This is a genomic window from Shinella zoogloeoides, assembly GCF_030733845.1.
In the GTDB taxonomy this organism is placed as follows: domain Bacteria; phylum Pseudomonadota; class Alphaproteobacteria; order Rhizobiales; family Rhizobiaceae; genus Shinella; species Shinella zoogloeoides_C.
Genome location: NZ_CP132311.1, coordinates 1,680,721 through 1,703,217, shown reverse-complemented (window position 1 = coordinate 1,703,217; position 22,497 = coordinate 1,680,721). Strand labels below are relative to the sequence as shown.

Annotated in this window: 27 protein-coding genes and 1 tRNA gene; 13 read left to right on the top strand and 15 right to left on the bottom strand. The window is 63.3% G+C overall.

Annotation, left to right across the window (positions count from 1 at the left end):
* Positions 1 to 149: 149 nt before the first annotated feature.
* The 3 genes from Q9316_RS09575 (at position 150) to tnpA (ending at position 1,240) form a co-directional block, all read left to right on the top strand.
* Positions 150 to 234 (top strand) — tRNA-Leu (locus tag Q9316_RS09575).
* Positions 235 to 290: 56 nt separating this feature from the next.
* Positions 291 to 674, top strand: a complete 384-nt coding sequence (locus tag Q9316_RS09570) for a ribosomal maturation YjgA family protein (protein WP_306034941.1) — start codon at positions 291 to 293, stop codon at positions 672 to 674.
* Between the two features lie 131 nt (positions 675 to 805).
* Complete coding sequence (gene tnpA, locus Q9316_RS09565) at positions 806 to 1,240, top strand: IS200/IS605 family transposase (protein WP_306031944.1); 435 nt, start codon at positions 806 to 808, stop codon at positions 1,238 to 1,240.
* A gap of 92 nt (positions 1,241 to 1,332) precedes the next feature.
* Here the strand turns inward: tnpA and Q9316_RS09560 are convergent, their stop codons facing one another.
* Together Q9316_RS09560 and Q9316_RS09555 are read right to left on the bottom strand one after the other, a co-directional pair.
* Positions 1,333 to 1,566 carry a DUF2171 domain-containing protein gene (locus Q9316_RS09560; protein WP_306034940.1) on the bottom strand — a complete coding sequence of 78 codons (234 nt, stop codon included), beginning with the start codon at positions 1,564 to 1,566 and terminating at the stop codon, positions 1,333 to 1,335.
* A 73-nt stretch (positions 1,567 to 1,639) separates the two neighbouring features.
* Positions 1,640 to 2,134, bottom strand: a complete 495-nt coding sequence (locus Q9316_RS09555) for a peptide deformylase (protein WP_306034939.1) — start codon at positions 2,132 to 2,134, stop codon at positions 1,640 to 1,642.
* Positions 2,135 to 2,437: 303 nt separating this feature from the next.
* Here Q9316_RS09555 and mgtE point away from each other — a divergent pair, with 303 nt between their 5' ends.
* Both mgtE and Q9316_RS09545 read left to right on the top strand, forming a co-directional pair.
* Positions 2,438 to 3,868 carry a magnesium transporter gene (gene mgtE, locus Q9316_RS09550; RefSeq protein ID WP_306034938.1) on the top strand — a complete coding sequence of 477 codons (1,431 nt, stop codon included), beginning with the start codon at positions 2,438 to 2,440 and terminating at the stop codon, positions 3,866 to 3,868.
* Positions 3,869 to 3,931: 63 nt separating this feature from the next.
* Entirely contained in the window at positions 3,932 to 4,318 is a 387-nt protein-coding gene (locus Q9316_RS09545; protein ID WP_306034937.1) for a MerR family transcriptional regulator, read from the top strand.
* Positions 4,319 to 4,321: 3 nt separating this feature from the next.
* On the opposite strand, the gene Q9316_RS09540 is transcribed toward Q9316_RS09545, so the two are convergent.
* The 3 genes from Q9316_RS09540 to Q9316_RS09530 form a co-directional block, all read right to left on the bottom strand.
* Positions 4,322 to 4,795 carry a methyltransferase family protein gene (locus tag Q9316_RS09540; protein WP_306034936.1) on the bottom strand — a complete coding sequence of 158 codons (474 nt, stop codon included), beginning with the start codon at positions 4,793 to 4,795 and terminating at the stop codon, positions 4,322 to 4,324.
* Positions 4,796 to 4,799: 4 nt separating this feature from the next.
* Positions 4,800 to 5,819 carry a DUF1624 domain-containing protein gene (locus tag Q9316_RS09535; RefSeq protein ID WP_306034935.1) on the bottom strand — a complete coding sequence of 340 codons (1,020 nt, stop codon included), beginning with the start codon at positions 5,817 to 5,819 and terminating at the stop codon, positions 4,800 to 4,802.
* A 93-nt stretch (positions 5,820 to 5,912) separates the two neighbouring features.
* Positions 5,913 to 6,602 carry a DUF599 domain-containing protein gene (locus Q9316_RS09530; RefSeq protein WP_306034934.1) on the bottom strand — a complete coding sequence of 230 codons (690 nt, stop codon included), beginning with the start codon at positions 6,600 to 6,602 and terminating at the stop codon, positions 5,913 to 5,915.
* 576 nt (positions 6,603 to 7,178) lie between these two features.
* On the opposite strand from Q9316_RS09530, the gene Q9316_RS09525 reads away from it, so the two are divergent.
* Both Q9316_RS09525 and Q9316_RS09520 read left to right on the top strand, forming a co-directional pair.
* On the top strand, positions 7,179 to 8,579 hold the full coding sequence (locus tag Q9316_RS09525) for an L-serine ammonia-lyase (protein ID WP_306034933.1): 1,401 nt from the start codon (positions 7,179 to 7,181) through the stop codon (positions 8,577 to 8,579).
* A 74-nt stretch (positions 8,580 to 8,653) separates the two neighbouring features.
* Entirely contained in the window at positions 8,654 to 9,091 is a 438-nt protein-coding gene (locus Q9316_RS09520; protein WP_306034932.1) for a DUF1489 family protein, read from the top strand.
* Here the strand turns inward: Q9316_RS09520 and Q9316_RS09515 are convergent, their stop codons facing one another.
* The 6 genes from Q9316_RS09515 to Q9316_RS09490 all read right to left on the bottom strand — a co-directional run bounded on the left by Q9316_RS09515 (position 9,092) and on the right by Q9316_RS09490 (position 14,588).
* Entirely contained in the window at positions 9,092 to 9,361 is a 270-nt protein-coding gene (locus Q9316_RS09515; protein WP_306035261.1) for a hypothetical protein, read from the bottom strand. It lies immediately after the preceding gene.
* Positions 9,362 to 9,525: 164 nt separating this feature from the next.
* Positions 9,526 to 10,974 carry an SPOR domain-containing protein gene (locus tag Q9316_RS09510; protein WP_371877977.1) on the bottom strand — a complete coding sequence of 483 codons (1,449 nt, stop codon included), beginning with the start codon at positions 10,972 to 10,974 and terminating at the stop codon, positions 9,526 to 9,528.
* Between the two features lie 121 nt (positions 10,975 to 11,095).
* Positions 11,096 to 11,857: a hypothetical protein gene (locus Q9316_RS09505; protein ID WP_306034930.1), complete on the bottom strand. Its 762-nt coding sequence runs from the start codon at positions 11,855 to 11,857 to the stop codon at positions 11,096 to 11,098.
* A gap of 238 nt (positions 11,858 to 12,095) precedes the next feature.
* The gene (locus tag Q9316_RS09500) at positions 12,096 to 12,695 is read right to left on the bottom strand and encodes a transglutaminase-like cysteine peptidase (RefSeq protein ID WP_306034929.1); all 600 of its coding nucleotides are present in this window, start codon (positions 12,693 to 12,695) and stop codon (positions 12,096 to 12,098) included.
* A gap of 479 nt (positions 12,696 to 13,174) precedes the next feature.
* A complete protein-coding gene (locus Q9316_RS09495; protein ID WP_306034928.1) occupies positions 13,175 to 13,786 on the bottom strand; it encodes a PilZ domain-containing protein in 612 nt (203 codons plus the stop codon).
* Between the two features lie 157 nt (positions 13,787 to 13,943).
* Positions 13,944 to 14,588, bottom strand: a complete 645-nt coding sequence (locus Q9316_RS09490; protein ID WP_306034927.1) for a PAS domain-containing protein — start codon at positions 14,586 to 14,588, stop codon at positions 13,944 to 13,946.
* Between the two features lie 294 nt (positions 14,589 to 14,882).
* Here Q9316_RS09490 and Q9316_RS09485 point away from each other — a divergent pair, with 294 nt between their 5' ends.
* Together Q9316_RS09485 and Q9316_RS09480 are read left to right on the top strand one after the other, a co-directional pair.
* Positions 14,883 to 15,623 carry a rhomboid family intramembrane serine protease gene (locus Q9316_RS09485; RefSeq protein ID WP_306034926.1) on the top strand — a complete coding sequence of 247 codons (741 nt, stop codon included), beginning with the start codon at positions 14,883 to 14,885 and terminating at the stop codon, positions 15,621 to 15,623.
* Between the two features lie 187 nt (positions 15,624 to 15,810).
* Positions 15,811 to 16,239: a CBS domain-containing protein gene (locus tag Q9316_RS09480; protein WP_306034925.1), complete on the top strand. Its 429-nt coding sequence runs from the start codon at positions 15,811 to 15,813 to the stop codon at positions 16,237 to 16,239.
* Between the two features lie 78 nt (positions 16,240 to 16,317).
* On the opposite strand, the gene Q9316_RS09475 is transcribed toward Q9316_RS09480, so the two are convergent.
* The 3 genes from Q9316_RS09475 to folE form a co-directional block, all read right to left on the bottom strand.
* A complete protein-coding gene (locus Q9316_RS09475) occupies positions 16,318 to 17,280 on the bottom strand; it encodes a patatin-like phospholipase family protein (protein ID WP_306034924.1) in 963 nt (320 codons plus the stop codon).
* Between the two features lie 361 nt (positions 17,281 to 17,641).
* Positions 17,642 to 18,094, bottom strand: a complete 453-nt coding sequence (gene hisI, locus Q9316_RS09470; protein WP_306034923.1) for a phosphoribosyl-AMP cyclohydrolase — start codon at positions 18,092 to 18,094, stop codon at positions 17,642 to 17,644.
* A gap of 34 nt (positions 18,095 to 18,128) precedes the next feature.
* Positions 18,129 to 18,740, bottom strand: coding sequence for a GTP cyclohydrolase I FolE (folE, locus tag Q9316_RS09465; RefSeq protein ID WP_306034922.1), 612 nt, complete (start codon positions 18,738 to 18,740; stop codon positions 18,129 to 18,131).
* Positions 18,741 to 19,071: 331 nt separating this feature from the next.
* Between folE and Q9316_RS09460 the strand changes: the two genes are divergently transcribed.
* From Q9316_RS09460 to Q9316_RS09445, 4 genes are all read left to right on the top strand, one after another.
* On the top strand, positions 19,072 to 19,518 hold the full coding sequence (locus Q9316_RS09460) for an iron-sulfur cluster assembly scaffold protein (RefSeq protein ID WP_306034921.1): 447 nt from the start codon (positions 19,072 to 19,074) through the stop codon (positions 19,516 to 19,518).
* A gap of 345 nt (positions 19,519 to 19,863) precedes the next feature.
* On the top strand, positions 19,864 to 20,232 hold the full coding sequence (gene yidD, locus Q9316_RS09455) for a membrane protein insertion efficiency factor YidD (RefSeq protein ID WP_306034920.1): 369 nt from the start codon (positions 19,864 to 19,866) through the stop codon (positions 20,230 to 20,232).
* Between the two features lie 16 nt (positions 20,233 to 20,248).
* On the top strand, positions 20,249 to 20,653 hold the full coding sequence (locus Q9316_RS09450; RefSeq protein ID WP_306035260.1) for a DUF2267 domain-containing protein: 405 nt from the start codon (positions 20,249 to 20,251) through the stop codon (positions 20,651 to 20,653).
* Positions 20,650 to 21,177, top strand: coding sequence for a DUF1697 domain-containing protein (locus Q9316_RS09445; RefSeq protein WP_306034919.1), 528 nt, complete (start codon positions 20,650 to 20,652; stop codon positions 21,175 to 21,177). Before Q9316_RS09450 ends, Q9316_RS09445 begins: the two co-directional genes overlap by 4 nt.
* Here the strand turns inward: Q9316_RS09445 and Q9316_RS09440 are convergent.
* Positions 21,149 to 21,547, bottom strand: coding sequence for a hypothetical protein (locus tag Q9316_RS09440; protein WP_306034918.1), 399 nt, complete (start codon positions 21,545 to 21,547; stop codon positions 21,149 to 21,151). The genes Q9316_RS09445 and Q9316_RS09440 overlap by 29 nt on opposite strands.
* Positions 21,548 to 22,497 lie beyond the last annotated feature (950 nt).

Sequence of the window (22,497 nt, the reverse complement as noted above, 5' to 3'; positions counted from 1 at the left end):
GCAAGGATTTCAGGGGTTTCCAGGGCTTTGCGACGGTCCTGTTGAAATTGTTCCGCTTTCCGTCATTTTTCTTCTCCGCCGGCCTTGTGCGCCCCAAATGCTTTTGCTACATGCACCTCCGTCGCCGCAAGGATGACATCTACCACGATGCGGTCGTGGCGGAATTGGTAGACGCGCAGCGTTGAGGTCGCTGTGGGGCAACCCGTGGAAGTTCGAGTCTTCTCGACCGCACCAAGAACCCGGCCTAGTGCCGGGTTTTTCTTTTTCACGCAAAGGATTAGCTCCCGGCCATGACGTTCAGGTTCGATCCCGCGTCCTTCGGACGGGCTGCTCTCTTGTTCGTGGTTCTGGTCCTGCTGGCCACCTTCGGCCGCAACCTCGGCTGGGTCCGCAGCTTCTTCGGCGACGTGCTTGCCGTCGCCTGGGTCTATTACGTCATCCGCACCTTCGTCAGGGCGAAACCCGTCACGGCCGCGGCCATCGCCTTCGCATGCGGCGCGGCGGTGGAACTGACGCAATATGTCCTGACCAGGATCGACGTGCAGATATCGAACCGGCTGCTCAGGATCGTCTTCGGCGCGACGCCGGACTGGTGGGATATCGTGGCCTATGCGATGGGCGCGGCGCTCGTCCTCGTTCTCGAAAGCCTGTCGAATCGAAAAAAGACCCGCTGAAAAGCGGGTCTCGTGATTATGGAATAAATAAACCTCCACCTACGGTGGAGGACTGGACTGGTTCTACATTGTCGTTGAGAGACCTCCGCGCTTGGACCGCTAGATTGGCCGAGACATAGAACGGAGGTTTTATGGACGAACGATCGCAATCACACGCGACGTGGGACTGCAAATATCATGTGGTCTTCGCGAGTAAGTACCGAACGAAGCGCCTTTACGGGGACGTAAGGCGTGAGTTGGGTGATCTGCTGCATAATCTTGCTCGACAAAAGGGATGCGAGATCAGGGAAGGGCACTTGATGCCCGACCATGTGCACATGCTGATATCGATCCCGCCGAAATACTCGGTGTCTTCGATTGTCGGCTTTTTGAAAGGCAAGACGGCCCTTTACGTGGCCAACAAATATGCCCGCAAGCGGCGCTACAAGGGCTATCACTTTTGGGCGCGTGGGTACTTCGTCTCTACGGCTGGCTATGATGAGCAGGTCGTCAGACGTTATATCCGTAATCAGGAAAAGGCCGACAAAGCTTCCGACTTTGCCGACCTCTTTAACCGTAGCTACTAACACATAGCAAAACCGCTTCTAGCGGTTCAAGCGCAGCGTTTCAAACCTCCACCTCTGGTGGAGGTCATGACTTTCGGGCGGTAGCGCGCCCGTCAGTTGATGGTCGACCATTCGCGCTGCACGTCGTCGGCATTCTTGTTCAGATGCACATGGGCATCGACATGATCGACCCAGTCGAGCGGAATGAGATGGTGCTGGCCGTCTTCGGAATCGCTCCGGGTGAGCTTGATGCGGCTTTCGCCTTCCATGTGGTCGACGGTGCCGACGTGACGGCCGTCGGCGGCCATGACTTCCATATGTTCGCGAATGTCGGTTGCTGCGATCATCGGCTCTCTCCTTCTTGCGAGATTGGATAGAGCCAGAACGTTGGAACCCTCGCGCTGTTCCCTTGTCTGCGGCCTATTCGCCCATCTTTCGGAATTTCCTGACGATTCGGTCGCGCTTCAGCCGCGAGAGGCGGTCGATCCAGAAGATGCCGTCGAGCTGGTCGATTTCGTGCTGGAGGCAGACGGCAAGCAGGCCGTCGGCTTCTTCCTCATGCCGTCCGCCGGAGGGGTCCCGATAGGCAAGGCGGATGCGGGCAGGGCGCTCGATCTCGTCGGTCACGCCGGGCATGGAGACGCTGCCTTCCGTGTGGCGCTGCTGCTCGGGCGAAAACCATGTGATTTCCGGGTTCACATAGATGCGCTGCGAGGCCGGCCCATCGAGTTCGATCACCGTCAGCCGTTCGAGGACGCCGACATGGGCGGCGGTGATGCCGATGCCGGGCGCGGCGCGCATCGTGACGGCAAGGTCGCCGGCGAGCGTCGCAAGGCGCTCGTCGAACGTCTCGATAGGCTTGCAGGGCAGGCGCAGGCGCGGATCGGGGTAGCGAAGGATGGGCAGGATCGCCATGGTTGCTCCGGGCGTCGACAGATCGCCCTTCCTAGCCCGTTTGCGGCGGGGAGAAAATGCCGGCAATGCCCGGACGCTGCGAATCGCGCGATTTCACATGAAATTGCAACAGGTTGCGAAATTTTTACGTCGAGCCGGATTTTGCCGCTTTCGGCGATGGACCGGCCGCGCGCTTTGCTTTAGCACGAGGGAAAGCGAGGCATCCGGCAGGCCGGGCGTCGCGTCGAACCCTGCAAGCAATCCCTGTCGTCTCTGCTCCGGCGCAGTGCCGGGCCGGACGATCCCGATACAAGGAGCGGCCCGATGGAAGACACCGGCGACGACGACCGTATCCGTGAGGGACAGCCGGAGCACAGTACCTTCGAGGGTGACGACATCTATGCCGAGGACGGTTCGATCCGCTCGGACTTCCTCATGTATGTCGGCGCGGCCATCGCCGACCGCGACCTCCTGTTCCTGCGCCGCCATGTGGCGCGGCTGCACGAATCGGAAATGGGCGACCTGCTGGAGGCGATCCAGCCGGAACAGCGCCGCCAGCTCGTCTCGCTGCTCGGCGCGGACTTCGACCTTGCCGCGCTGACCGAGGTCGACGAGGCGATCCGCCTCGATATCGTCGAGCACCTGCCGAACGAGCAGATCGCCGCGGCCCTTGGCGAGATGGATTCGGACGATGCGGTCTACATCCTGGAGGACCTCGACCAGGAGGACCAGGAGGAGATCCTCTCCAAGCTGCCGTTCACCGAACGGATCCGCCTGCGCCGCTCGCTCGACTATCCGGAAAGCACGGCCGGCCGGCGCATGCAGACCGAGTTCGTCGCCGTGCCGCCGTTCTGGACGGTGGGCCAGACGATCGACTACCTGCGCGAGGACGCCGACCTGCCGGAGAGCTTTTCGCAGATCTTTGTCATCGACCCGACCTTCCGCCTGCTCGGCGCCATCGATCTCGACCGTCTGCTGCGCATGCCGCGCGGCACGAAGATCGAAGCGATCATGCGCGAGACGAACCACCCGATCCCCGCCGAGATGGACCAGGAAGAGGCCGCGCAGCTCTTCGAGCAGTACGATCTTCTCTCGGCCGCCGTCGTCGATGAGAACGGTCGCCTCGTCGGCGTGCTCACCATCGACGACGTGGTCGACGTCATTCAGGAAGAGGCCGAGGAGGACCTGATGCGCCTCGGCGGCGTGGGTGACGAGGAATTGTCCGACACCACTATCGAGACGGTCCGTTCGCGCGCGCCCTGGCTGCTCGTCAACCTGCTGACGGCCTTCATCGCGGCCTCGGTCATCTCCGTCTTCGAAGCGACGATCGAGGACATCGTGGCGCTCGCAGTGCTGATGCCGATCGTCGCCGGCATGGGCGGCAACGCCGGATCGCAGACCATGACGGTGACGGTACGCGCGCTGGCGACGCGCGACCTCGACATCCACAATGCCTGGCGCGTCGTGCGGCGCGAAGCGGGCGTCGGCCTCCTGCACGGCGTCGCCTTCGGGGTGATGATCGGCGCCGTCGCCGGCCTCTGGTTCCACGACGTCAATATCGGCGGCGTCATCGCGGCTGCCATGCTGATCAACATGTGCGCCGCGGCTCTTGCCGGAATCATGATCCCGATGCTGCTGGACAGGGCAGGCGCCGACCCGGCCGTCTCCTCCAGCGTCTTCGTGACGGCGGTCACCGATATCGTCGGTTTCTCGGCGTTTCTCGGCCTTGCGACGTGGTGGTTCTCGATCCGTTGAGCGAAAAATTGACTTATACGTAAAAGTCAATAAAATGCCCGCTCAGAGAAGATCGGAGCAGGCGTGGACAAGTTTTATACCATAACGGAGCTTACGCGCGAATTCGGAGTTTCGACCCGTACCCTGCGCTTCTATGAGGACGAGGGGCTCATCAATCCCGAGCGTCGCGGCCGTACGCGTCTTTTCCGCCCCGCCGACCGCCGCCTGATCCAGGAAATCCTGCGCGGCCGGCGCATCGGCTTCACGATCGCCGAGATCCGCGACATCATCAAGGTCTACAAGGACCCGCCGGGCGAGATCGGCCAGCTCGAGCTTTTGATGGGCAAGGTCAGCGAAAAGCGCGACGAGCTGCGCCAGAAGCGGCGCGACATCGAGGAGACGCTTGCCGAGCTCGACAATGTCGAGGAAGCCTGCCTCACGCGCCTGGCCGAAATCGGCGTCGGCACCTGATCCTTAAATCCACCGCGCCGTGCCGTTGCAATAGCGCTCGAAATCCACGCCGAAGCGCGAGAGCAGGTGCAGTTCCTCGCGCTTGATCGCGATGATGCTGGTGATGGCGGCCGCGATCATGGCCGTCACGATGCACCAGGGATTGAGCATGGCAAGGCCGATGCCGGCGGTCGTCAGCGTGTAGCCGAGATAGATCGGGTTGCGCGTAAAGCGGTAGGGCCCCGACGTCACCAGATGGGTGGAGCAGCGGTTCGGCAGGATCGTCGTGTGGCAGTCGAGCAGCGTGCGCATCGCCCAGACATCCAGAACGATTGCCGAGAGGATCAGCAGGCCGCCCGCCGCGCGGGCGATCCAGATATTCGTGTCGGTCACCGCCAGCGGAAAATACGCCTGGAGCAGGAAAGCCGCCGCGATGGCCGCGCCGTAGATCAGCGGCGGCCAGGGAAAGGCGAGTGGCTTCATGCGATAGGCGTTCATGATCCTACTCCTTGGGGGCGATCCCCGTTTCGGCGTCTGCCGTGCATTGCGACGAGATCGTTGCGATCCGCTCGTCCGTGGTGACATCGATCGCGCCACGGTTGAGGTCGGCGAAAAGGTTCTGTTCCATCAGCTTGTTCAGCGTGCAGCCGCAGAAGCTTTCGCAGAAGCCGCCGCTCTGCTCGTTCTGGCAGGCGCGCATGCAGCTCTTGGTGTAGCTTATGGCGGGATCCGCCGCGGGGGCCGGCACCACAAGGGAAAAGCCGTAGACCAACGCGATCAGCACCGGCTGATGAATAAGGTAGATGGCGAGACTGTGGCGGCCCGCCTGCTCCAGCAGGCTTTTCCACCGGCTTTTCGTCGCATTGCCGAAGCCCGCGAGCCGCTCGGGAAGGGCGCTTGCGACGAAGAGGCGGGCAAGCGCGATGCCGAGCAGAACGGGCGCTATCCAGGGAAGCAGCGGTACGTAGTCGTTCGAGCGCGGCACATCGACGGAGAGGCCGAGCCACCAGAGCGTGGGATGGTCGAAGAACGGGTGGCGCAAATAGAGCGGGGCGGCGACCGCCGCCGCCGCGGCAAGAAGCGTGATCGCCACGGGCAGGCGCACGAAGAGAAGGCCGACGAGGCTCGCCGCCGCGATGGCGTGGAGAATGCCGAAGAAGATGAAGGTCTGCGGAAAGGCGAACCAGGTGGCCAGCGTGATGACGGCCGCGGCCAGCGCGATCTTGCCGAAGCGGATGAGGAACGGCCGTGGGCGAAAGCCCTGCCGGTGGCCGAGCACGAGGCTGAAGCCGACGAGGAACAGGAAGCTGCCGGCGATCAGCCGCGCGAAGATGCGCCAGCCGCCGGTCGTCGCAGTCTCGGGCTCGATATAGCCGAAGAAGCCGAGGTCCCAGGTGAAGTGATAGATCGCCATGGCGATCAGCGCGACGCCGCGGGCCTGATCGATCAGCGGAATGCGCGGCAAACGGCGCGTTTGCGCGTTCTCTCCTGCCACATTGCCCTCAATCACCGTCGTCGTCATGGTTCGGGGTCGCCGCATTGCTTTGGTCCATGGGAGAATGTCACGCCAAGCTTGCGCCGGGCGGATGGCCGAAAGGTGGCCGGGAGCGGGAAGTCAGTCGAGGTTTTCGAGCACCGCGAGGCGGGCTTCTGAATAGAACTGCCGGCGGACGAGCACGATCATGATGCCCGCTGTCGTCAGGATGAACAGATAGGGGCTGACGAACCAGCCGAGATAGCCGATCGACAGGAAGATGGCGCGCAGGCCCTTGTTGAAGTGCTTGGCGGCCAGGATGTTCATGCGGATGACCTTGTCGGCGGCAAGGTCCGCGCCGGCGGGGTCCTTGTGGATGTCGCCGCTCATCGGCATCGCGCCGAGCAGGATCGTGCAATAGTTGAAGAGCCGGTAGGACCAGCCGAACTTGAAGAAGGCGTAGCCGAAGATGATGGCAAGGCCGCCGACCTTCAGCTCGAAGCCGGCGCGGCTGCCGCGGAAGACGTCGGGCAGGTCGTTGAAGATCGCGAAGACCTGCTCCGTCGCCCCGAGCAGCGCGAAGCAACTGCCGAGCGCCAGCAGCGAGGTGGAGGCGAAGAAGGCGGTTCCGTTCTGCAGGCCCGCCATGATCTGCGTGTCGATCATGCGCAGGTCCCGGTGCATCGCATTGCGGATCCAGACGGCGCGCTGCGAACTCATGGCCCGCGTGAGGCTGACGCGATCGAACAGCCTTGCCCGGTCCGTGATCCAGGAATACCCGATCCACAGGGTGATGAAGACGGCAAGGGCGACAAGGTCCGGGGTGTTCATGGCAAGCGTTTTGCCATGGATTGCGCATTTTGCAAGCGGTGCGCGTTGCGCTCTCCCGCGCCGTTTACACCTGGGGCGGAAAGGCGGCGGGTGGACGACGCGCCATTGTTCCCGCAACTGTCTGGTTTTGCGACGGGTCATGCGCTGGGCGCGTGGCTCCTATGATGGGGACGCCTTGGTTTCGCCACTTTTCGCGATTGCGGTTTCATAAATTCTTCATTAAACAGAGCGCCATGCAGCGCTGAAAACGGCTGCTGCAACGATCTCTTCCATCGGGGAAATCATGGAAAGCACTGTTCAGAAATCCTGCTGGGGCGTTACCGTCCGTGCAGTCATCGGTTTTGGCGCCGTTCTGGTCATCGCCTATCTCTTCGGCGGCATCTGAAAACACCGCATATTCGTTCCTACATGAACAGCGCGTCCCTCCCAGGCGCGCTGTTTTTGTTTTAATGGCTTTGAGGGGGCCGCATGTCGCGCTGGTAAAACCCGATGTCGGGAGATCGCCATGGGCGCGCGGCGTGATAACGTAGCTTCGAGGGTCAAGGCGCCCGCCGAGGCAAGGGAGAAGTCCGGTCAATGTTTCTTTCGGTTTTCGATGTTTTCAAGATTGGTATCGGGCCGTCGAGCTCCCACACGATGGGGCCGATGTCGGCGGCGAACCGCTTTCTGGACCTGATTCTCTCCTCCGACTGGCCGCGCCCGTCCGGCGCGCAGGTGGCGACGATCCGCATGAGCCTGCACGGCTCGCTCGCCTATACCGGCGTCGGCCACGGTTCCGACCGCGCGGTCATTCTCGGCCTGATGGGTGAGCGGCCGGATTCGGTCGATCCGGACCGGATGGACGAGATCGTCGCCGAGGTCGAGCGCACCGGCCGAATCACGCCGCCCGGTCATCCCGGCTATGCCTTCCAGCCGAAGACCGACCTGATCTTCGACAAGAAGAACCCGCTGCCCGGCCATGCCAACGGCATGACCTTCTCCGCCTATGACCGCGACGACCGCCTGCTCCTCAAGCGCATCTACTATTCCGTCGGCGGCGGCTTCGTCGTCACCGATACGGAACTCGAGCAGATGCGGGCCAGCAAGGCGCGCGCGAGCGACAAGAAGGTGCCGTTCCCCTTCGCTTCCGCAAAGCAGATGCTCGAAATGGCCGAACGCTCGGGCATGACGATCGCCCAGATGAAGCGCGCCAACGAGGAAGCGACCATGTCGCGCGAGGAGCTGGATGCTGGCCTCGACCGCATCTGGACGGCGATGAAGAGCTGCATCGACCGCGGCCTGAAGAACGAGGGCATCATGCCCGGCGGGCTGAAGGTCCGCCGCCGCGCCCGCTCCATCCATGACAAGCTGCAGGAGGAGTGGCGCTCCAACAAGGCGAACCCGCTGCTGGCCAACGACTGGCTCTCCGTCTACGCCATGGCCGTCAACGAAGAGAATGCGGCGGGCGGGCGCGTCGTCACCTCGCCGACCAACGGCGCGGCCGGTGTCGTGCCCGCCACGATCCGCTACTACCTGCATTTCCACGAGGATGCCGATCAGGACGGCATTCGCGACTACCTGCTGACGGCCGCCGCGGTCGGCGGTATCATCAAGCACAATGCCTCGATCTCGGGCGCCGAGGTCGGCTGTCAGGGGGAGGTGGGCTCCGCCTCCGCCATGGCCGCCGCCGGTCTTGCGGCAGTGATGGGCGGCACGCCGGAACAGGTGGAAAACGCCGCGGAAATCGCGCTGGAACACCATCTCGGCATGACCTGCGATCCCATTGCCGGCCTCGTGCAGGTGCCCTGCATCGAGCGCAACGCGCTCGGTGCGGTGAAGGCGGTGACGGCCGCCTCGCTCGCGCTCAAGGGTGACGGCGTGCATTTCGTGCCGCTCGACGCCTGCATCGAGACGATGCGCCAGACGGGCGTCGACATGAACGAGAAGTACAAGGAAACCTCCACCGGCGGCCTTGCCGTCAACGTGGTGGAGTGCTGAGGGCTTTTCCGTTCCTTGTGGAGTGCGACACGGCGGCCCCTTGACCCGGCCGCCGCAAGGGCGTTGAAAGAAGCATGGCCCTGCATCTCATCAAACTCTGTGTCGGCGCGGACTCGATCGAGGATCTGCGCGAATGGGTGTCCGAACGCGCGCTGATCGCGATGGCGGCGGGCATGGAACCGCATTCCAGCCACATCACCCGCATGGTTCCCAAGCGCGACCAGGACCTGCTCGACGGCGGTTCACTCTATTGGGTCATCAAGGGGCAGGTGCAGGCCCGCCAGCAATTGCTCGGCATCAAGACCTTCACGGATGCCGACGGCATCTCGCGCTGCGAGCTGGTGCTCGGGCCGGAAGTCGTCGAAACCGAGCTCCAGCCGCGCCGCGCCTTCCAGGGCTGGCGCTACCTGCCGGACGAGGACGCGCCGCGCGACCTCAAGAACATGGGCGAGGGCGCCGCGGACCTGCCGCTGGAACTGCGCCGAGAACTCGCCGAACTCGGGCTTCTTTGATCAGCGCAGGCGTAGCCGTACCGGGTGGCGGCGCTCGCTGACGCCGACGTGGAGATGGATCCCGGCGGCGGGCTGGCCGGAGCGCCAGGCGCGGGCGCCATGGGCGAGCAGCGCGCCGACGAGATCCTTCGTCCTGTTGCGTGAACGGCCAAGCCCGATATCCGCGATCCGCATGGCCGCCTCGTGCAGCGGATGGAGCGTTCCCTTCAGCGATTTGCGCTTTTCATCGCGCGCCTGGGGGACATCGAACAGGTTCTCGTTCATCGCCATGATCTGCCTCGTACGCATTACCCAATCGAGGATGGCAGAGCCTTTGAGGGGCTTGCCGGCCTTCTCCCGCGGCCTCCGGTACGCAATACCTCACCGGTGGCCGTTGCGGGTGCAAGGCGGTAGTCCAAGGTTCCGCCGGGGACCGGCGGGAATCGATATCGTCGTTACTGTTGGCTGGCCCAGCAGGCGAAGCCCTTGCGCTTCAGCACCTTGCAGGCGGTTGCCGCGCGATCCTGGTTGTCGAAGCCGCCGAAGCGGGCACGGTAGAGCTGTTCGCTGCCGCTGTTGACGGCCACGGTGAAGGGCTTTGCGCTGGAGAGGGCCTTGCCGCCCTGGTCCTGTGCCTTCGAGAGCAGCTTCTGGGCCTGGTCGCGGTCCGGCGTCGCGCCGATCTGGATCACCCAGCCGGAGAGCGCGGTTTCGGAGACGGCCGAGGTGGTCAATTCGTCGACGCCGCCGGTGTCGCCCTGTTCCGTCAGCTCTTCCGGCGGAACGGCGGCTTCGCGCTGGATCTTCAGCGTTGCGGCCAGCGCCCGCTTGCCGACCACTTCCGAGGCCGTGGCAGACGTTGCGGCATAGGCGGTCTCGATGCGGCTTTCATTGTAGCGGTAGGTCGGGACCGGGCCGTTTTCCGGCAGATCCAGGCCGCCGCCGCGGACCGAAGCGGTCACGGCCTGCGTAGCGACTTCGGCGGTCAGCGTCGGGGCGTCCTTGGTCTCGGCGATCAGGTCGCCACCGCCGCGGCGCGAGGCCTTCGGCATGTAGGCGGCGATGAGCTTGCGCATCTGCTGGTCGCGAGAGCCGCCCGAACGGCCGCCCATGACGACGCCGACGACGCTGCGGCCATCGGCAATCGCCGAGGTCACGAGGTTGTAGCCCGATGCGCGGGTATAGCCCGTCTTGATGCCGTCGACGCCGCGCACGGTGCCGAGCAGGCGGTTGTGGCCACGGATGACCTGCTTGCCGAAACGGAAGCTGCTAGTCGAGAAATAGTCGTAGTATTGCGGGAAGTGCTGGCGCAGCGCGATGCCGAGGCGGGCCTGGTCACGCGCGGTCGTTACCTGCGCGGTGTTGGGAAGGCCGTTGGCGTTGCGGTAGACGGTGCGCGTCATGCCGAGCGCACGCGCCTTCTGCGTCATGATGCGGGCGAAACGCTCTTCCGAGCCGCCGAGGAATTCGGCAAGCGCCGTGGAGGCATCGTTGGCCGAACGCGTGATGAGGCCGAGGATCGCCTGTTCCACGGTGATGGACCTGCCCGTGCCGACGCCGAGCTTGGTCGGGGGCTCGCTGGCGGCGTTCTTCGAGAAGGGCACCTTGGTATTGAGGCGGATCTTGCCGGCCTCGAGCGCCTCGAAGGTGAGGTACAGCGTCATCATCTTGGTGAGCGACGCCGGATAGCGCAGTTCGTCGGCATCCTCGCTATAGAGCACCTTGCCGGTTTTCGCATCGATGACGATGCCAGCATATTTCGGAGCGGCGGCCGCCGGCGTCGCGAAGGCGACAGTGGCGACCATCCCGATCATCACCAGACCTTTCGCCGCATTGGCAACTGCCTGGCGGGAACGGGGAAGGAAATCGCGAAATACGGAACGGGACACTACGTTACTCTTCATTCTCGGATTGCACATGTCGTTCAGGCGAGACCTGCCGGAGCGACCGTTTCGGGGCACAGTAGCGTCACAGCGTTACCAATCGGTTTATGATGAATCATTGGTTTCTGAGATCGGTGCGGTTTTATCGGTTGCGGATGGCGGAGACGACGCGGCCGTTTTCGACCAGGGACCGGCCGAGATAGTCGCGCACGCGCGCCTCCATGGCCTGCCACTGCGGCAAAAGTCTGCTCGAAAAACGATAAAGAACGGAGAGGTCGCGGCCGATGTGGATATCGCGCTGGCAATCCGCGCTGGTCGATTGCGCGTCGTCCGCCGGCATCATGCAGCGCACGGCATAATCCGCGCCGTCGGGCAGGATGCCGGTGAAGAAGACTTCCTCGCCATAGCCCGAATTCGCCTTCAGGCGCTGCAGGGTGAGGCCCGCCGGGCCGGGTTCGGGGCGGTCGTCGAAGAGATGGCTGTAGATCGGCTCCAGCCGGCCGGACATGTCCTTCGACATGGTGCTTTGCGAAAGATTGAGGAAAATCAATCCTTCCGGCCGGGTCGCATCGTTGAAGCGGGCCCGTTCGGCGTTCGAATAGCCGTTCATTTCCGGCCAGGTGAGATAGAGGTCCATGCGCTCGGCGCGGCCCGTCGCGCGCTGGTCGTCGAAGCGGATCGTGTTGGCGGGAAGGCGGATCTGGTCCTGGCCGATGATGATGTCCACCGGCTCCGTATTCTCCGTGTGGCCGGCAAGCGCGATGCGTTCGCCGAGCAGGCGGCCGCCGACGCTGATGGCGACGGTCAGGCTCGCGAGCACTGCAACGCCGACCGTCAGGCGCGTCAGGAAACGGTTGGAGAGGAGCGGGGCATGCTCGTCGTTGCCGGTCGTTGCCGCAGCCATCTTCCCCTCGCGATTCCTCGATGCGTCCATGCGGGACGTTTTGCAGGAGGGTCTTTGAACAGGGTTAATTTTTGGTTGAAATCGGCGCCGGCGAGAGGGCTCAAAAGAAAGCGGCCGGTTCCGGGACAGGAGAACCGGCCGCAGGGCCATGGTCGGGGACGGGGATTGGGGGACTGACCGGGCCCTTTCTCGCGCCCGGCTTTGGCGCCGGGCAATGTGGTCCTGGATCTGTCCGGGATTACTTGACGCTACCGACAGCCTCGGCGCGACCGTCTTGCAGCTTCACCCACTTGCCGGCATTGGCCGACGACTGGCGCTTCAGGAAGCGGTATTCGGTCTCCGACCAGAGCAGGACCTTGTTGCGCATGTTGTCGAGCACGAAGTCGCCGCGGTCGGTGCGGACGGTCAGCACGGCATGGCCTTCGCCGTTCGGCTGGAGGACGACGGTGATCAGCAGGTTGGAGGGCGCAATGCCGGCTTCGATCAGGCGCTTGCGCTTGACGAGCACGTAGTCCTCGCAGTCGGCCGCCGCTTCCGGATAGGTCCACTGCTCCTCAACGCCGTAGATTTCCATGTCGGTCATCGGCACGTATTCGGTGTTGGCCGCATAGTTGACGTTGAGGATCGTCTTCCAGTTTTCCTGCGTCAGCTTGAGCGGGCCGGCGTCCTTGCCGGTCGGGCGGCATTCGTCGCTGAACTGCTTGCAGAATTCATAGTGGCCGATGGGCTGGTTGGTGGCGCCCGCCAGCGGAATGTTGGCCGGCAGAGCCAGGGCGGCCTGTGCCGCCACCAGAGAGAAGAGGAAGGCAAACGTCCCTGTCTTGATCTTTTTTGTCATTGTGTCGTCCCCGTTTGATGGGGTCACAATGACACGCATGTTTTGAGCTTACGCGAAAAGCCGAAGTATAACTTAGTTCAAATCAAGATCACATAAGTACAAAATAAGAATAAAATTCGAACTTGATTTTATCTGTACTTGAATCGAATTTGATTAAAATTCTAATGAATTCCGGCGCCCGAACGGCCTCGGAATTTCGCCCGATGGCTTTGTTTCTAAAAGGCTTTCCAAGATTCTCGCTTGCACGGAATCACGTTTTTTGCTGTCCCGGACGCCCCGTTCTGCGCGCAAACACGCGGGTCCGGACATCCTTCAGGTGCGGCCGTTACGCTGCCGGCATTGCGGATAGCGGAAAGTTCGCCTTTGGCATCGTCGATTTTTTTGAATCTTTTTTGCAGCGGGCCTGCGCCGGCATGAAACAGCAAAGGGCCCCGCAGGGCCCTTTTTAAGATATGACGAATTCGGGATGTCCCGAAACGCTACAGGAACGCGGTGAGGGCTTCCTTCGGCTGCACGGAGGAAAACTCGATGGCGACGCCTTCCTGGAAATGGCGAACGACCCGGCCCTTCATGTTGCCGAGCTGGACGGGCGTGCCGAGCGCCGGGCGAACGTCGATGTCGACGGCGGCGCCGGAAAGCGAGAGGTCGATGATGCGGCAGGGATAGCGCCGTCCGTCGTCGAGCATCAGTTCCGTGCGTGTGTTGCGCGGGGTGAGGCGGTCGTGGCGGCGATCCTCGGGCAGGCCGAGCTCATGCTTGTTGGCGATCCAGGTGAGCTGGGCGGCGAGTTTTTCGCGCTTGCGGTCCGTCGCGTTCAGCACGATCACGAAACCGCGCTCGTTGAGCAGGGCCACGGTGCCTTCGATGCGGCCGAGATGGTTGACATAGGCGATGATGCGTTCGCCCATGCGCGGGCGGGCTTCGCAGGTGAAGCTTGCGTCGCCCGGCGACATGTCGAGCACGGTGCAGTCGTATTCGTCGTGGCTGGCGAGCATCAGCCGGCCCGACAGGTTCACCGAGACGCGCTGGAAGCTGCGTTGGTCGGCTTGCGGTTTCCTGGCGGCGGGCGATGCTTGCTGGAAAGAATACATGAACGCGCGTGCCTGATGATCTTATCTCTTTCCAACCCTTAACCTTTCGGGGTTAACAGAAGGTTTGCCGCAAAGGAAAACATCGTCGCAATCGGCTATTTCTGCAACCCTATAGCGAATTTGATTGCGGTTCCGGTTTTCGAGTTGTCCTTTCGATCTAACCCTCGCGCGCATTGCCTATCTTCCGTCCGCCCTCGAAGATGCGAAGGTGCATGACCCGGCTTACCGTCTGGCCGAAGCCCGCCGGCCGCACGGCCATGACGGAGGTGGGCATGGCGATCGACGGCCGGTTGCCGGCCGGCTCCTGGGGGCGTTCGGGATCGACGACCGACAGCCCGCTCAGCGTGGCATAACGGAAGGCCGACAGCGGCTGGCGCTGGCCGGGCAGGGGAGCGAAGGCGCCGATGATGCGATCGGCGGCCTTGCCCTTGGTCGCCAGCGGCAGCAGCACGATTTCCGCGTCGGTCGTATCCAGCGTGCCATCGACGAGTTGGATATCGAGGATCGCCGGCGCGGCCTGCGTCATGACGTTCTCGGCGATCCGCGCAACGCGGCTGCGCTGGTCGGGTGCAAAAAGCGCGTCGAAATCCATGCCCTTCAACTCCCGCCCGAACTGCGCGCAAAAGCGCGTGCCGGCGAGGCGAAAGCGCGATGCATGCATCCGCCCGCTTTCCAGAATGAAAATATCGGGGAGGATCGGTGCGATGTCTGCGGGCTCTATGGTGCTTCGCAACGGCACGGTGCGCTCGCCGCGCTGGCGTGTCCAATAATCGTAAAGAGCCGTCGCGGCTTTCGTCTGCATGCTCGTCTTCCAATCGTTTCTGTTCCGTTGCGGCACGAAAGGCACGGCGCACGGGGCATTCTTGATAGGTGGAGCGAGTTTCATGCCAGCGCGATATTAAGGTTAACGATTGGTTTCGATTGCGCGTCTGGCCGGCTTGGGGGAACATCCGGGCATCCCTTCACGAGGGAATGGTTTACTGCACATCGATTTCAGCCCCGGGGATTGGGGGCACTGGCCGTCGGCGAAAGCTGCACGGCCTTTCTTTTGTCTGTATAAGCGCGATTCTGTTTTTGAAGAGTTTGGTGGTTCGGTATGCGTAACGACGGCATTGGCGTTGAAGGGGGCGGGCCCGAGGTCCGCAAGCGGGAACCGGCCTTCAACCTGCCGGGAAGCCTTGTCTTCGTGCTCGGCCTGCTGACCCTCATCCATATCGTGCGCACCTATCTCCTGTCGGTTCCGACCGACGAGTTCGTGCTGCTGCACTTCGGGTTCATACCGGGGCGCTACATCATTCCCTTCGCAGAACAGGATTACGGCTGGCTCTGGAGCCCGGTCACCTATTCGCTGCTGCATGGCGGCTGGGAGCATCTGGTGTTCAACGCTTTCTGGATGGTCGCTTTCGGCGCGCCCGTCGTGCGCCGCATCGGCCTTCTCCGCTTCTTCCTGTTCTGGTGTCTTTGCGCCGCCGCGGCCGTGGCCTTTCACACAGCACTGCACTGGGGCGAGATGATCCTCGTCGTCGGCGCTTCCGGCGTCGTTTCCGGCCTGATGGGCGCGGCGGCCCGCTTCGTGTTCTCGCCGAGCGGGCGCATCAGCCGGCAGTTCGCCCATCTCAACCGGCGGCTAACCATTCCCGAGGCACTTTCCAACCGGTCCGTGCTGGTGTTTTCGGGCATCTGGTTCCTCACCAACTTCCTCATCGGCTTCGGCCAGATCTTCGGTTCGGTCTCCGGCGGCGCGATCGCCTGGGAAGCGCATATCGGCGGTTTCCTTTTCGGTTTCCTCTTTTTCCCGCTCTTCGACGTCGCAAGCGCCGAAAGCCGCCGCGATTAACGATAGTCCATTAGCGGTCTTGCAATCGCCTCCTTCGTGGCGCACCATAAGCGTGTTCCGGTTCGCACATGCACACCGGAACAGGCGGCATCCTCAAGGAGGAAAGCGGATGTTGCCCATGTACTGGCAGGGCATCCCTGCGCGGATGTCCCGCCTCTCAGCGTCATGATGCACACGGGAGGTACGCATGTATGTAAAGACGATACTGGACGAAAAAGGCCGCAACGTCGTGACCGGCGGTCCGCAGCTCACCGTAAAACAGGCTGCCGTCTATCTTCATGAAAACCATATCGGCGCCATTGTCATCGTCGATCGCAACGACCGCATCGCGGGCATTGTGACCGAGCGCGACATCGTGGCCGCCGTGGCCCGCAACGGGGCCGAATGCCTGGACAAGCCCATTTCCTCCATCATGTGGGGCAACGTCTATCGCTGCGAAGAAGACCAGGGCGTCAACGAACTCATGGAAATGATGAGCAAGCTGCGTGCCCGCCATATCCCGGTGGAAAAGGACGGGCGCCTCGTCGGCATCGTCTCGATCGGCGACGTGGTGAAATCCCACATCCGTGCCATCCAGCACGAAGCCGACGCGATCAAGGCCTATATCTCCAGCTAATCCTGGCAACCTGAACGGTTTCGGGCGGAACGATCTTCATCGTCCCGCCCGCCGCCTTGTCATGAGGATGCCCGCCATTCAGCGCGCCATCACCATCTCCTGCATGCGCTTGATCTCGGCAATGCGCGCCTTGGCTTCAAGGTAGCCGCGGTCGATCGATTCGCCCGCGCGATGGAATTCCGAGAGCCCGATATCCGACAGCTTGGGATGCAGCGAGAGGTCCGGCGGATCGCCGGCAAGGCGCGCCCGCGAAATGCGGTCCTGGATGATGTTGAAGGACTGCACCATCACGCTGGTGAGGCCGAGGCGCGCGGCGCCGTCTTCCTGCCGGGGCTCCTCGATCTTCTGCGGGCCGGCATTGAGCTTGATCACGGCGGAGCGGCCGTAGAGGTCGTAGTTGAGGTTGACGGCGACCACCAGCGGCTCCTCATGGGCCCGGCAGACCGAAACGGGGACCGGGTTCACCAGCGCGCCGTCGACCAGCGTGCGGTTGTTGCACTTGATCGGCTCGAAGATGCCCGGCAGGGCATAGGAAGCGCGCAGCGCGGTGATCAGCGTGCCGCTTGTGATCCACACCTCGTGGCCGCTGTTGACCTCCGTCGCCACCGCGACGAACGGGCGGTCGAGATCCTCGATGGAGAGGTTTTCCAGATGCTCCTGCATGCGCTTGGTCAGCCGCATGCCGCCGAAGAGGCCGGAGCCGCGGATGGTGAAGTCGAGCAGGCTGGCGATGCGGCGCATGGTGAGCGAACGGGCGAAGGTCTCCAGTTCGTCCAGCTTGCCGGCAAGATAACAGCCGCCGACCAGCGCGCCGATCGAGGTGCCCGCGATCATGCCGATCTCGATGCCTTCCTCGTCCAGCGCCCTGAGAACGCCGATATGGGCCCAGCCTCGGGCGGCACCGCCGCCGAGCGCCAGTGCGATCTTGGATTTGCGCGGCGTGGCCGGCGCGGGAATATGGGACATGTCGTTCATGGAAGGTCCGCCAGGATCCGATGCATCCGCCGTTACGAGACTACGATTGAAACTCCAGTTCAGCATTCCGAACCTCCATTTCCAAGAGGAATTCGCGGTGAGGCAAACGGTTCCGCCACCTCTGGACCCTCGGCAACACGATAGATGAAAGGATAGTCGCAGTGTGTGACGCGGGGAACTTGCGCGGCGAGAATTCGCCCGGAAGGCGCATTCTCCGCCGGTCGACGCTGGAGGAGGGCGCTTGCCCGCAGGATCGTCGCCTCGCTGGAGGTGGCGTGGGAAACCGGCTGAGACGCATGCGAGCGATGGGGTTCCATGTCCTGATCCGCATGGCGGGGATACAGGCCGCCATGCAAGGCATTAGGCGTCCCGACCGGTTGCCAAACGGTGAATCCGTGCCGAAATGGGACGCAAATTGCCGGGATGCTTAATTTTTGCTGTAGATCGCCGCTGGATCGAATTGCGGCTCGCCGCCGGTGATCGCCAGCACCGCGCCATCGGGACCGTTGGAAACGGTGCGGTAGAAGCAGGAGCGGCGGCCGGTGTGGCAGGTCGCGTCGTGGCCGGCGACCGAGACCTTCAGCCATACGGCGTCCTGGTCGCAATCCGTGCGAAGCTCGACGACGGTCTGCAGGTTGCCGGAGGTCTCGCCCTTCTTCCACAGCGCCTTGCGCGAGCGGCTCCAGTAGTGGGCGATGCCGGTCTCGATGGTCAGCGCCAGCGATTGCGCGTTCATGTGGGCGACCATCAGCAGCTCGCCGTCCTTCACATCGGTCACGACGGCGGTGACGAGGCCGTTCTCGTCGAAGCGTGGGGTGAAGGCCGCGCCCGTTTCGAGTTCGGCCTTGTCCTTGGAGGGGGCTTGGAAGGTGATCGGCATGGCGCTCGGCTCTCTTGCGGGAGCCGGCTTTCGCCTAGCTCCGGATCATCGTCATGAACCGGACCTGTTCGGTCGGCTCGGTCTTGAAGGCACCGGTAAAGGTGGTGGTGAGCGTTGTCGAGCCCTGTTTCTGGATGCCGCGCATGGCCATGCACATATGCTCGGCCTCGATCATCACGGCGACGCCGCGCGGGTTCAGGGTCTCGTCGATCGAGCGGGCGATCTGCGCGGTCATCGTCTCCTGCGTTTGCAGGCGGCGGCCGAAGATTTCCACCACGCGGGCGATCTTGGAAAGGCCCAGCACCCGGCCGTTCGGCAGGTATGCGACATGCGCCTTGCCGATGATCGGCACCATGTGGTGCTCGCAATGCGAGAAGAACGGGATGTCCTTCACCAGCACCATGTCGTCATAGCCGGCGACCTCCTCGAAGGTGCGGCCGAGAACGTCCTCGGCGGCAAGGTCGTAGCCGGAGAACAGTTCGCGATAGGACTTGGCGACGCGGGCAGGGGTATCGAGCAGGCCTTCGCGCTGCGGATCATCGCCCGCCCAGCGCAACAGCACGCGAACGGCCTCTTCCGCCTCCTTCTGGGAGGGGCGGTCCGACTGGTCGTCGATGCGCGGAAAATTGGTGACTATGGCGTCCATGGACCCATTGACCTTTCTGCAGGTTACCTGACGTGTTTATCGGACTCGCCACTGGCCATTCGCCTAACCCTGCAGGCTTGGGTTCCGTTGGCGGGCTCCGGGGCTTTCGGGTCTTCGCTTAACAGTGCGCTGACCGTCCGGCACGGTTTCCCAAACAACAGGTGAGCGTTCACATATTGTAAAACCCTCACCCCAATACGAGTTATCATATAGTATCGACCGACGACTGCGAAAGAGGCGGAAGGCGACACGGCATGCTTTTTTACCGACGATGCCGGAATAATCTCCTCGGATCATTGAAGATTCCGCAAAATACGCGGAAAACGGAACCATGATGGACGATATCTATAACAGCCGTATCCTCGAGTTCGCCGGCAACATCCCGCGCATCGGCACGCTGGCGGATGCGGACGGCGAGGCGGGCGCCCATTCCAAGCTCTGCGGCTCGCGGGTGAAGGTGTATCTCAAGCTCGACGGCGACCGCGTCAGCGATTTCGCGCACGAGGTGAAGGCCTGCGCGCTCGGCCAGGCGTCGTCCTCGGTCATGGCGCGCCACATCGTCGGCGCGAGTGTCGGCGAAATCCGGCAGGCGCGCGAGGACATGCTCGCCATGCTGAAGGCCGACGGCGAGGGGCCGACGGGCCGCTTCGAGGACATGCGCTTCCTGAAACCCGTCAAGGACTACAAGGCCCGCCACGCCTCCACCATGCTGACCTTCGACGCGGTGGTGGACGCCATCGGCCAGATCGAGGCGAAGCGCCTGGAAAAGGCAGGGTGAGGGTGGTGTTTGCCGGAGCGGCCACCCCCCTCTGCCCCGCCGGGCATCTCCCCCACAGGGACAGGGCAATTGCATATGGAGTGAATCCATCGCCGCTGGTTCCCTTCTCCCCGCCGGGGAGAAGGTGCCGGCAGGCGGATGAGGGGGTGCCGAAGGCAAGGGGTGATGTTTGCGGCCGCGTGCCCCCTCATCCGACCCTTCGGGCCACCTTCTCCCCGCTGGGGAGAAGGGGAAAACCGCAACGCTCCGCCATAGGGGATAGCTCCCTCCTTGTGGGGGAGATGCCCGGCGGGGCAGAGGGGGGTATGGCGCGGCAAGCCTTCCCTTCGAGGGCGGGGCCTTCCGATGTGTGACGCCCCCGACTGCCGCCACGCCGCCCCGCGCCGCGCCTACAAGGGGCGCAACTGGAACGGCCCGTTCCGCAAGACGCCGGGGCGGCTGTTCGGCATGGGGTTCATCCGCCTCTACCAGCTGACGCTCTCCGGCTTCATCGGCAACTCCTGCCGGCACCTGCCGACTTGCTCGGAATATGGCTACGAGGCGGTGGCGCGGCATGGGCTTTGGCGGGGGGGATTCATGGCGCTGTTCCGCGTCGCGCGCTGCGGGCCGGGCGGCACGCATGGCTTCGATCCCGTGCCGGAGGTGCTGGACAGCCGGTTCCGATGGTGGGCGCCGTGGCGGCTGTGGCGCGTCTCCAGGGCCGCGAAGGGGTGATGCCGTGACCGTGCCCATGTCCTACCGCCAGGCCTCCCGCGATTTCGACGCCTTCCTCATCGACGCACGCGACATTGCCATGCTGCAGACGACCAACCAGGCCTATACGATGGTGGAGGCGGTGCTGACCGTGTTCCGCCGCCGCCTTCATATCGCCGAGGCGCTTGCCTTCGCGGACCTGCTGCCGCCGGTGCTGCGCGCCATCTTCGTGTCCAACTGGGATGCGGGCGCGCCCGTCCAGCCATTTGCCGACCGCGCGGCGCTGACCCGCGAGGTGCTGGCCTTCCGGGGCGATCACAACGTCTCTCCCGCATCGTCCATCGCCGATGTCGCCGCCGCGCTGCGCCGCCATGTCGACCCCGACGCCTTCGAGCGCGGACTGGCGCGCCTGCCGCCCGAGGCGAGGGCCTACTGGCAATGACGACATATGTCGGCCTGCTCCACTCGATCGTGCTCGGCCCCGGCAAAAGGCTGGTGATGGCGGATCTGAGGGCGATGGCGGAAGAGCTCGGCTTTCGCAACACCCGCACGCTGGTCGCGACCGGCAACCTGGTCTTCGACGGCGACGCGGCGCCGCCCGCCGATATCGAGGCGCGGCTGGAAGCGGCTTTCCGCACGCGGTTCGGAAAACATGTCGATATCGTCCTGCGCACCGAAGATGCCTTCCGCCGCCTTGCCGCCAAAAATCCGTTTCCCGACGGCAACGGCCCGGATGTCGGCATTCGCGTCATGCGCCGGCCGCTCGGGCCGGATGCGCTGGCAAGGCTCGAAGCCATCGCCGCGCCGGACATCCGCCTCGCGCTGGTCGACGGCGACCTGTGGGTCGATTTTTCCCGCAAGCCGAGCGAGACGAAGCTGCTGTCGCACCTGACGACGAAGAAGCTCGGCATCGGCACGCTGCGCAACGCCAACACCGTCAACGGCCTTTGCGCGATGCTCGGCTGAGGGCGAGCGCTTCGGCCTGCTCCTCCGCTTCGATCTCCGCTTCCTCCTCGGCCTCCCATCGGTCGAAGTCCTCCTGGGTGTAGCCGGCGGCGAGGTATTCCTGGCGCTGGCGCTCGCCGAGCACCATCGTCGCGTGGTTGAGTTCGCTCTGGGTTTCGTTGCTCATCACGCAGGGCGGAAACTTCTTGTAATGGGTGGTGGCGATCTCCTCGGCCGGCCAGCAGCCGGTGCAGCGTTTCGCCCGCCGGCATTTCGGCAGGCGGCAGGCGAGGTGCAGGCCGGCAAACGTGGCCGCCTCGCGAAAGAACGGCTGGAGCCGCCGCGCCTCCCTTTGCAGTTTCTTGTCCTCGGGAAGCCTCTGATCTTCCATCACGCTCTCCTTTCTGCGCCCGTCCGCCTTCGCGCGGGCGCGCCAAATCCGCCTGCGGGGATCCGGCGGGATTAGGGAAACTGTCCGGAGAACCGCGCGAAAGCGTTGCCTCTCTTTGATGTATGTGGTGGCTTCGCTTTCGCGCGGCCCAGGCGTTCTTCGGAGGCGGTCCGGTCTCCTTCAGGCGGGGAGCTGCTTCGCTGCACGAGCCTTGTCCGAAAACCGCTTCGCACTTTTCGGGGTCATGCGCCGGCAACGCTTGCATGGCGGACCCAAACCGACCCCGCAGACCTCGGGGAAGGGGGAAGCCTGTCACGACGGAGACGTTCGCCCCCGCAGCGCTCCTCGCCTCTCTCGCCCCTGCCGCACGTTACGGCAGAAAACGAAAGCGCCTCCTCCCGCCCGCATCGACACGTTACGCGATCCGTCCAGCGGCGGGAGGAGGTTCAGGATACGGGAGGTTTTGGGGGCGGGGAAATTTGGGCGAAAAATCTATAAGCGCTGGCGTCTGCGCAACACTGGCGGGTGTGTTAGGTGTCCCACTTCTGCAGCTAGCGCTTGGTCCGCGGTTAATGTAATTACTTCTGACCCTAGCTCGAAAAAGTACTTGGATATGTCTGCAATGGAGTAATCAGCTAGTCCTATGCGCCGATCAGCATAATCTGGCCATTGGGCTTGAGCTCTATTATACCATTCTTTGTTCCAGAGCCTATCTGGCTCTAGGAATTGCTTCCACGGGTGCGTCCCGTTGAGAGATGCTACTACACGATTAAAAAGCTGCTCCGCTTTTGATCGCCGAGAGTGACATGCTTGTGATATATGATTTGCAGTTTCAATCACTACTGAAAGTGGAAGTATTAGCGTTCCAGAACGGTTTATGACCTCGTCTATCTGACGGTTCGCGCGCGCATTGTCCCATCTTTGATCACCAGAACCGGCCGTTTCCTTTC

Bases quoted from the DNA above. Each gene is read 5' to 3' on its own strand.
- Q9316_RS09570 (WP_306034941.1), top strand. From the start codon at position 291: ATGACGTTCAGGTTCGATCCCGCGTCCTTCGGACGGGCTGCTCTCTTG.
- tnpA (WP_306031944.1), top strand. From the start codon at position 806: ATGGACGAACGATCGCAATCACACGCGACGTGGGACTGCAAATATCAT.
- Q9316_RS09560 (WP_306034940.1), bottom strand. From the start codon at position 1,566: ATGATCGCAGCAACCGACATTCGCGAACATATGGAAGTCATGGCCGCC.
- Q9316_RS09555 (WP_306034939.1), bottom strand. From the start codon at position 2,134: ATGGCGATCCTGCCCATCCTTCGCTACCCCGATCCGCGCCTGCGCCTG.
- mgtE (WP_306034938.1), top strand. From the start codon at position 2,438: ATGGAAGACACCGGCGACGACGACCGTATCCGTGAGGGACAGCCGGAG.
- Q9316_RS09540 (WP_306034936.1), bottom strand. From the start codon at position 4,795: ATGAACGCCTATCGCATGAAGCCACTCGCCTTTCCCTGGCCGCCGCTG.
- Q9316_RS09535 (WP_306034935.1), bottom strand. From the start codon at position 5,819: ATGACGACGACGGTGATTGAGGGCAATGTGGCAGGAGAGAACGCGCAA.
- Q9316_RS09530 (WP_306034934.1), bottom strand. From the start codon at position 6,602: ATGAACACCCCGGACCTTGTCGCCCTTGCCGTCTTCATCACCCTGTGG.
- Q9316_RS09525 (WP_306034933.1), top strand. From the start codon at position 7,179: ATGTTTCTTTCGGTTTTCGATGTTTTCAAGATTGGTATCGGGCCGTCG.
- Q9316_RS09520 (WP_306034932.1), top strand. From the start codon at position 8,654: ATGGCCCTGCATCTCATCAAACTCTGTGTCGGCGCGGACTCGATCGAG.
- Q9316_RS09515 (WP_306035261.1), bottom strand. From the start codon at position 9,361: ATGGCGATGAACGAGAACCTGTTCGATGTCCCCCAGGCGCGCGATGAA.
- Q9316_RS09510 (WP_371877977.1), bottom strand. From the start codon at position 10,974: ATGAAGAGTAACGTAGTGTCCCGTTCCGTATTTCGCGATTTCCTTCCC.
- Q9316_RS09505 (WP_306034930.1), bottom strand. From the start codon at position 11,857: ATGGCTGCGGCAACGACCGGCAACGACGAGCATGCCCCGCTCCTCTCC.
- Q9316_RS09500 (WP_306034929.1), bottom strand. From the start codon at position 12,695: ATGACAAAAAAGATCAAGACAGGGACGTTTGCCTTCCTCTTCTCTCTG.
- Q9316_RS09495 (WP_306034928.1), bottom strand. From the start codon at position 13,786: ATGTATTCTTTCCAGCAAGCATCGCCCGCCGCCAGGAAACCGCAAGCC.
- Q9316_RS09490 (WP_306034927.1), bottom strand. From the start codon at position 14,588: ATGCAGACGAAAGCCGCGACGGCTCTTTACGATTATTGGACACGCCAG.
- Q9316_RS09485 (WP_306034926.1), top strand. From the start codon at position 14,883: ATGCGTAACGACGGCATTGGCGTTGAAGGGGGCGGGCCCGAGGTCCGC.
- Q9316_RS09480 (WP_306034925.1), top strand. From the start codon at position 15,811: ATGTATGTAAAGACGATACTGGACGAAAAAGGCCGCAACGTCGTGACC.
- Q9316_RS09475 (WP_306034924.1), bottom strand. From the start codon at position 17,280: ATGCTGAACTGGAGTTTCAATCGTAGTCTCGTAACGGCGGATGCATCG.
- hisI (WP_306034923.1), bottom strand. From the start codon at position 18,094: ATGCCGATCACCTTCCAAGCCCCCTCCAAGGACAAGGCCGAACTCGAA.
- folE (WP_306034922.1), bottom strand. From the start codon at position 18,740: ATGGACGCCATAGTCACCAATTTTCCGCGCATCGACGACCAGTCGGAC.
- Q9316_RS09460 (WP_306034921.1), top strand. From the start codon at position 19,072: ATGATGGACGATATCTATAACAGCCGTATCCTCGAGTTCGCCGGCAAC.
- yidD (WP_306034920.1), top strand. From the start codon at position 19,864: ATGTGTGACGCCCCCGACTGCCGCCACGCCGCCCCGCGCCGCGCCTAC.
- Q9316_RS09450 (WP_306035260.1), top strand. From the start codon at position 20,249: ATGTCCTACCGCCAGGCCTCCCGCGATTTCGACGCCTTCCTCATCGAC.
- Q9316_RS09445 (WP_306034919.1), top strand. From the start codon at position 20,650: ATGACGACATATGTCGGCCTGCTCCACTCGATCGTGCTCGGCCCCGGC.
- Q9316_RS09440 (WP_306034918.1), bottom strand. From the start codon at position 21,547: ATGGAAGATCAGAGGCTTCCCGAGGACAAGAAACTGCAAAGGGAGGCG.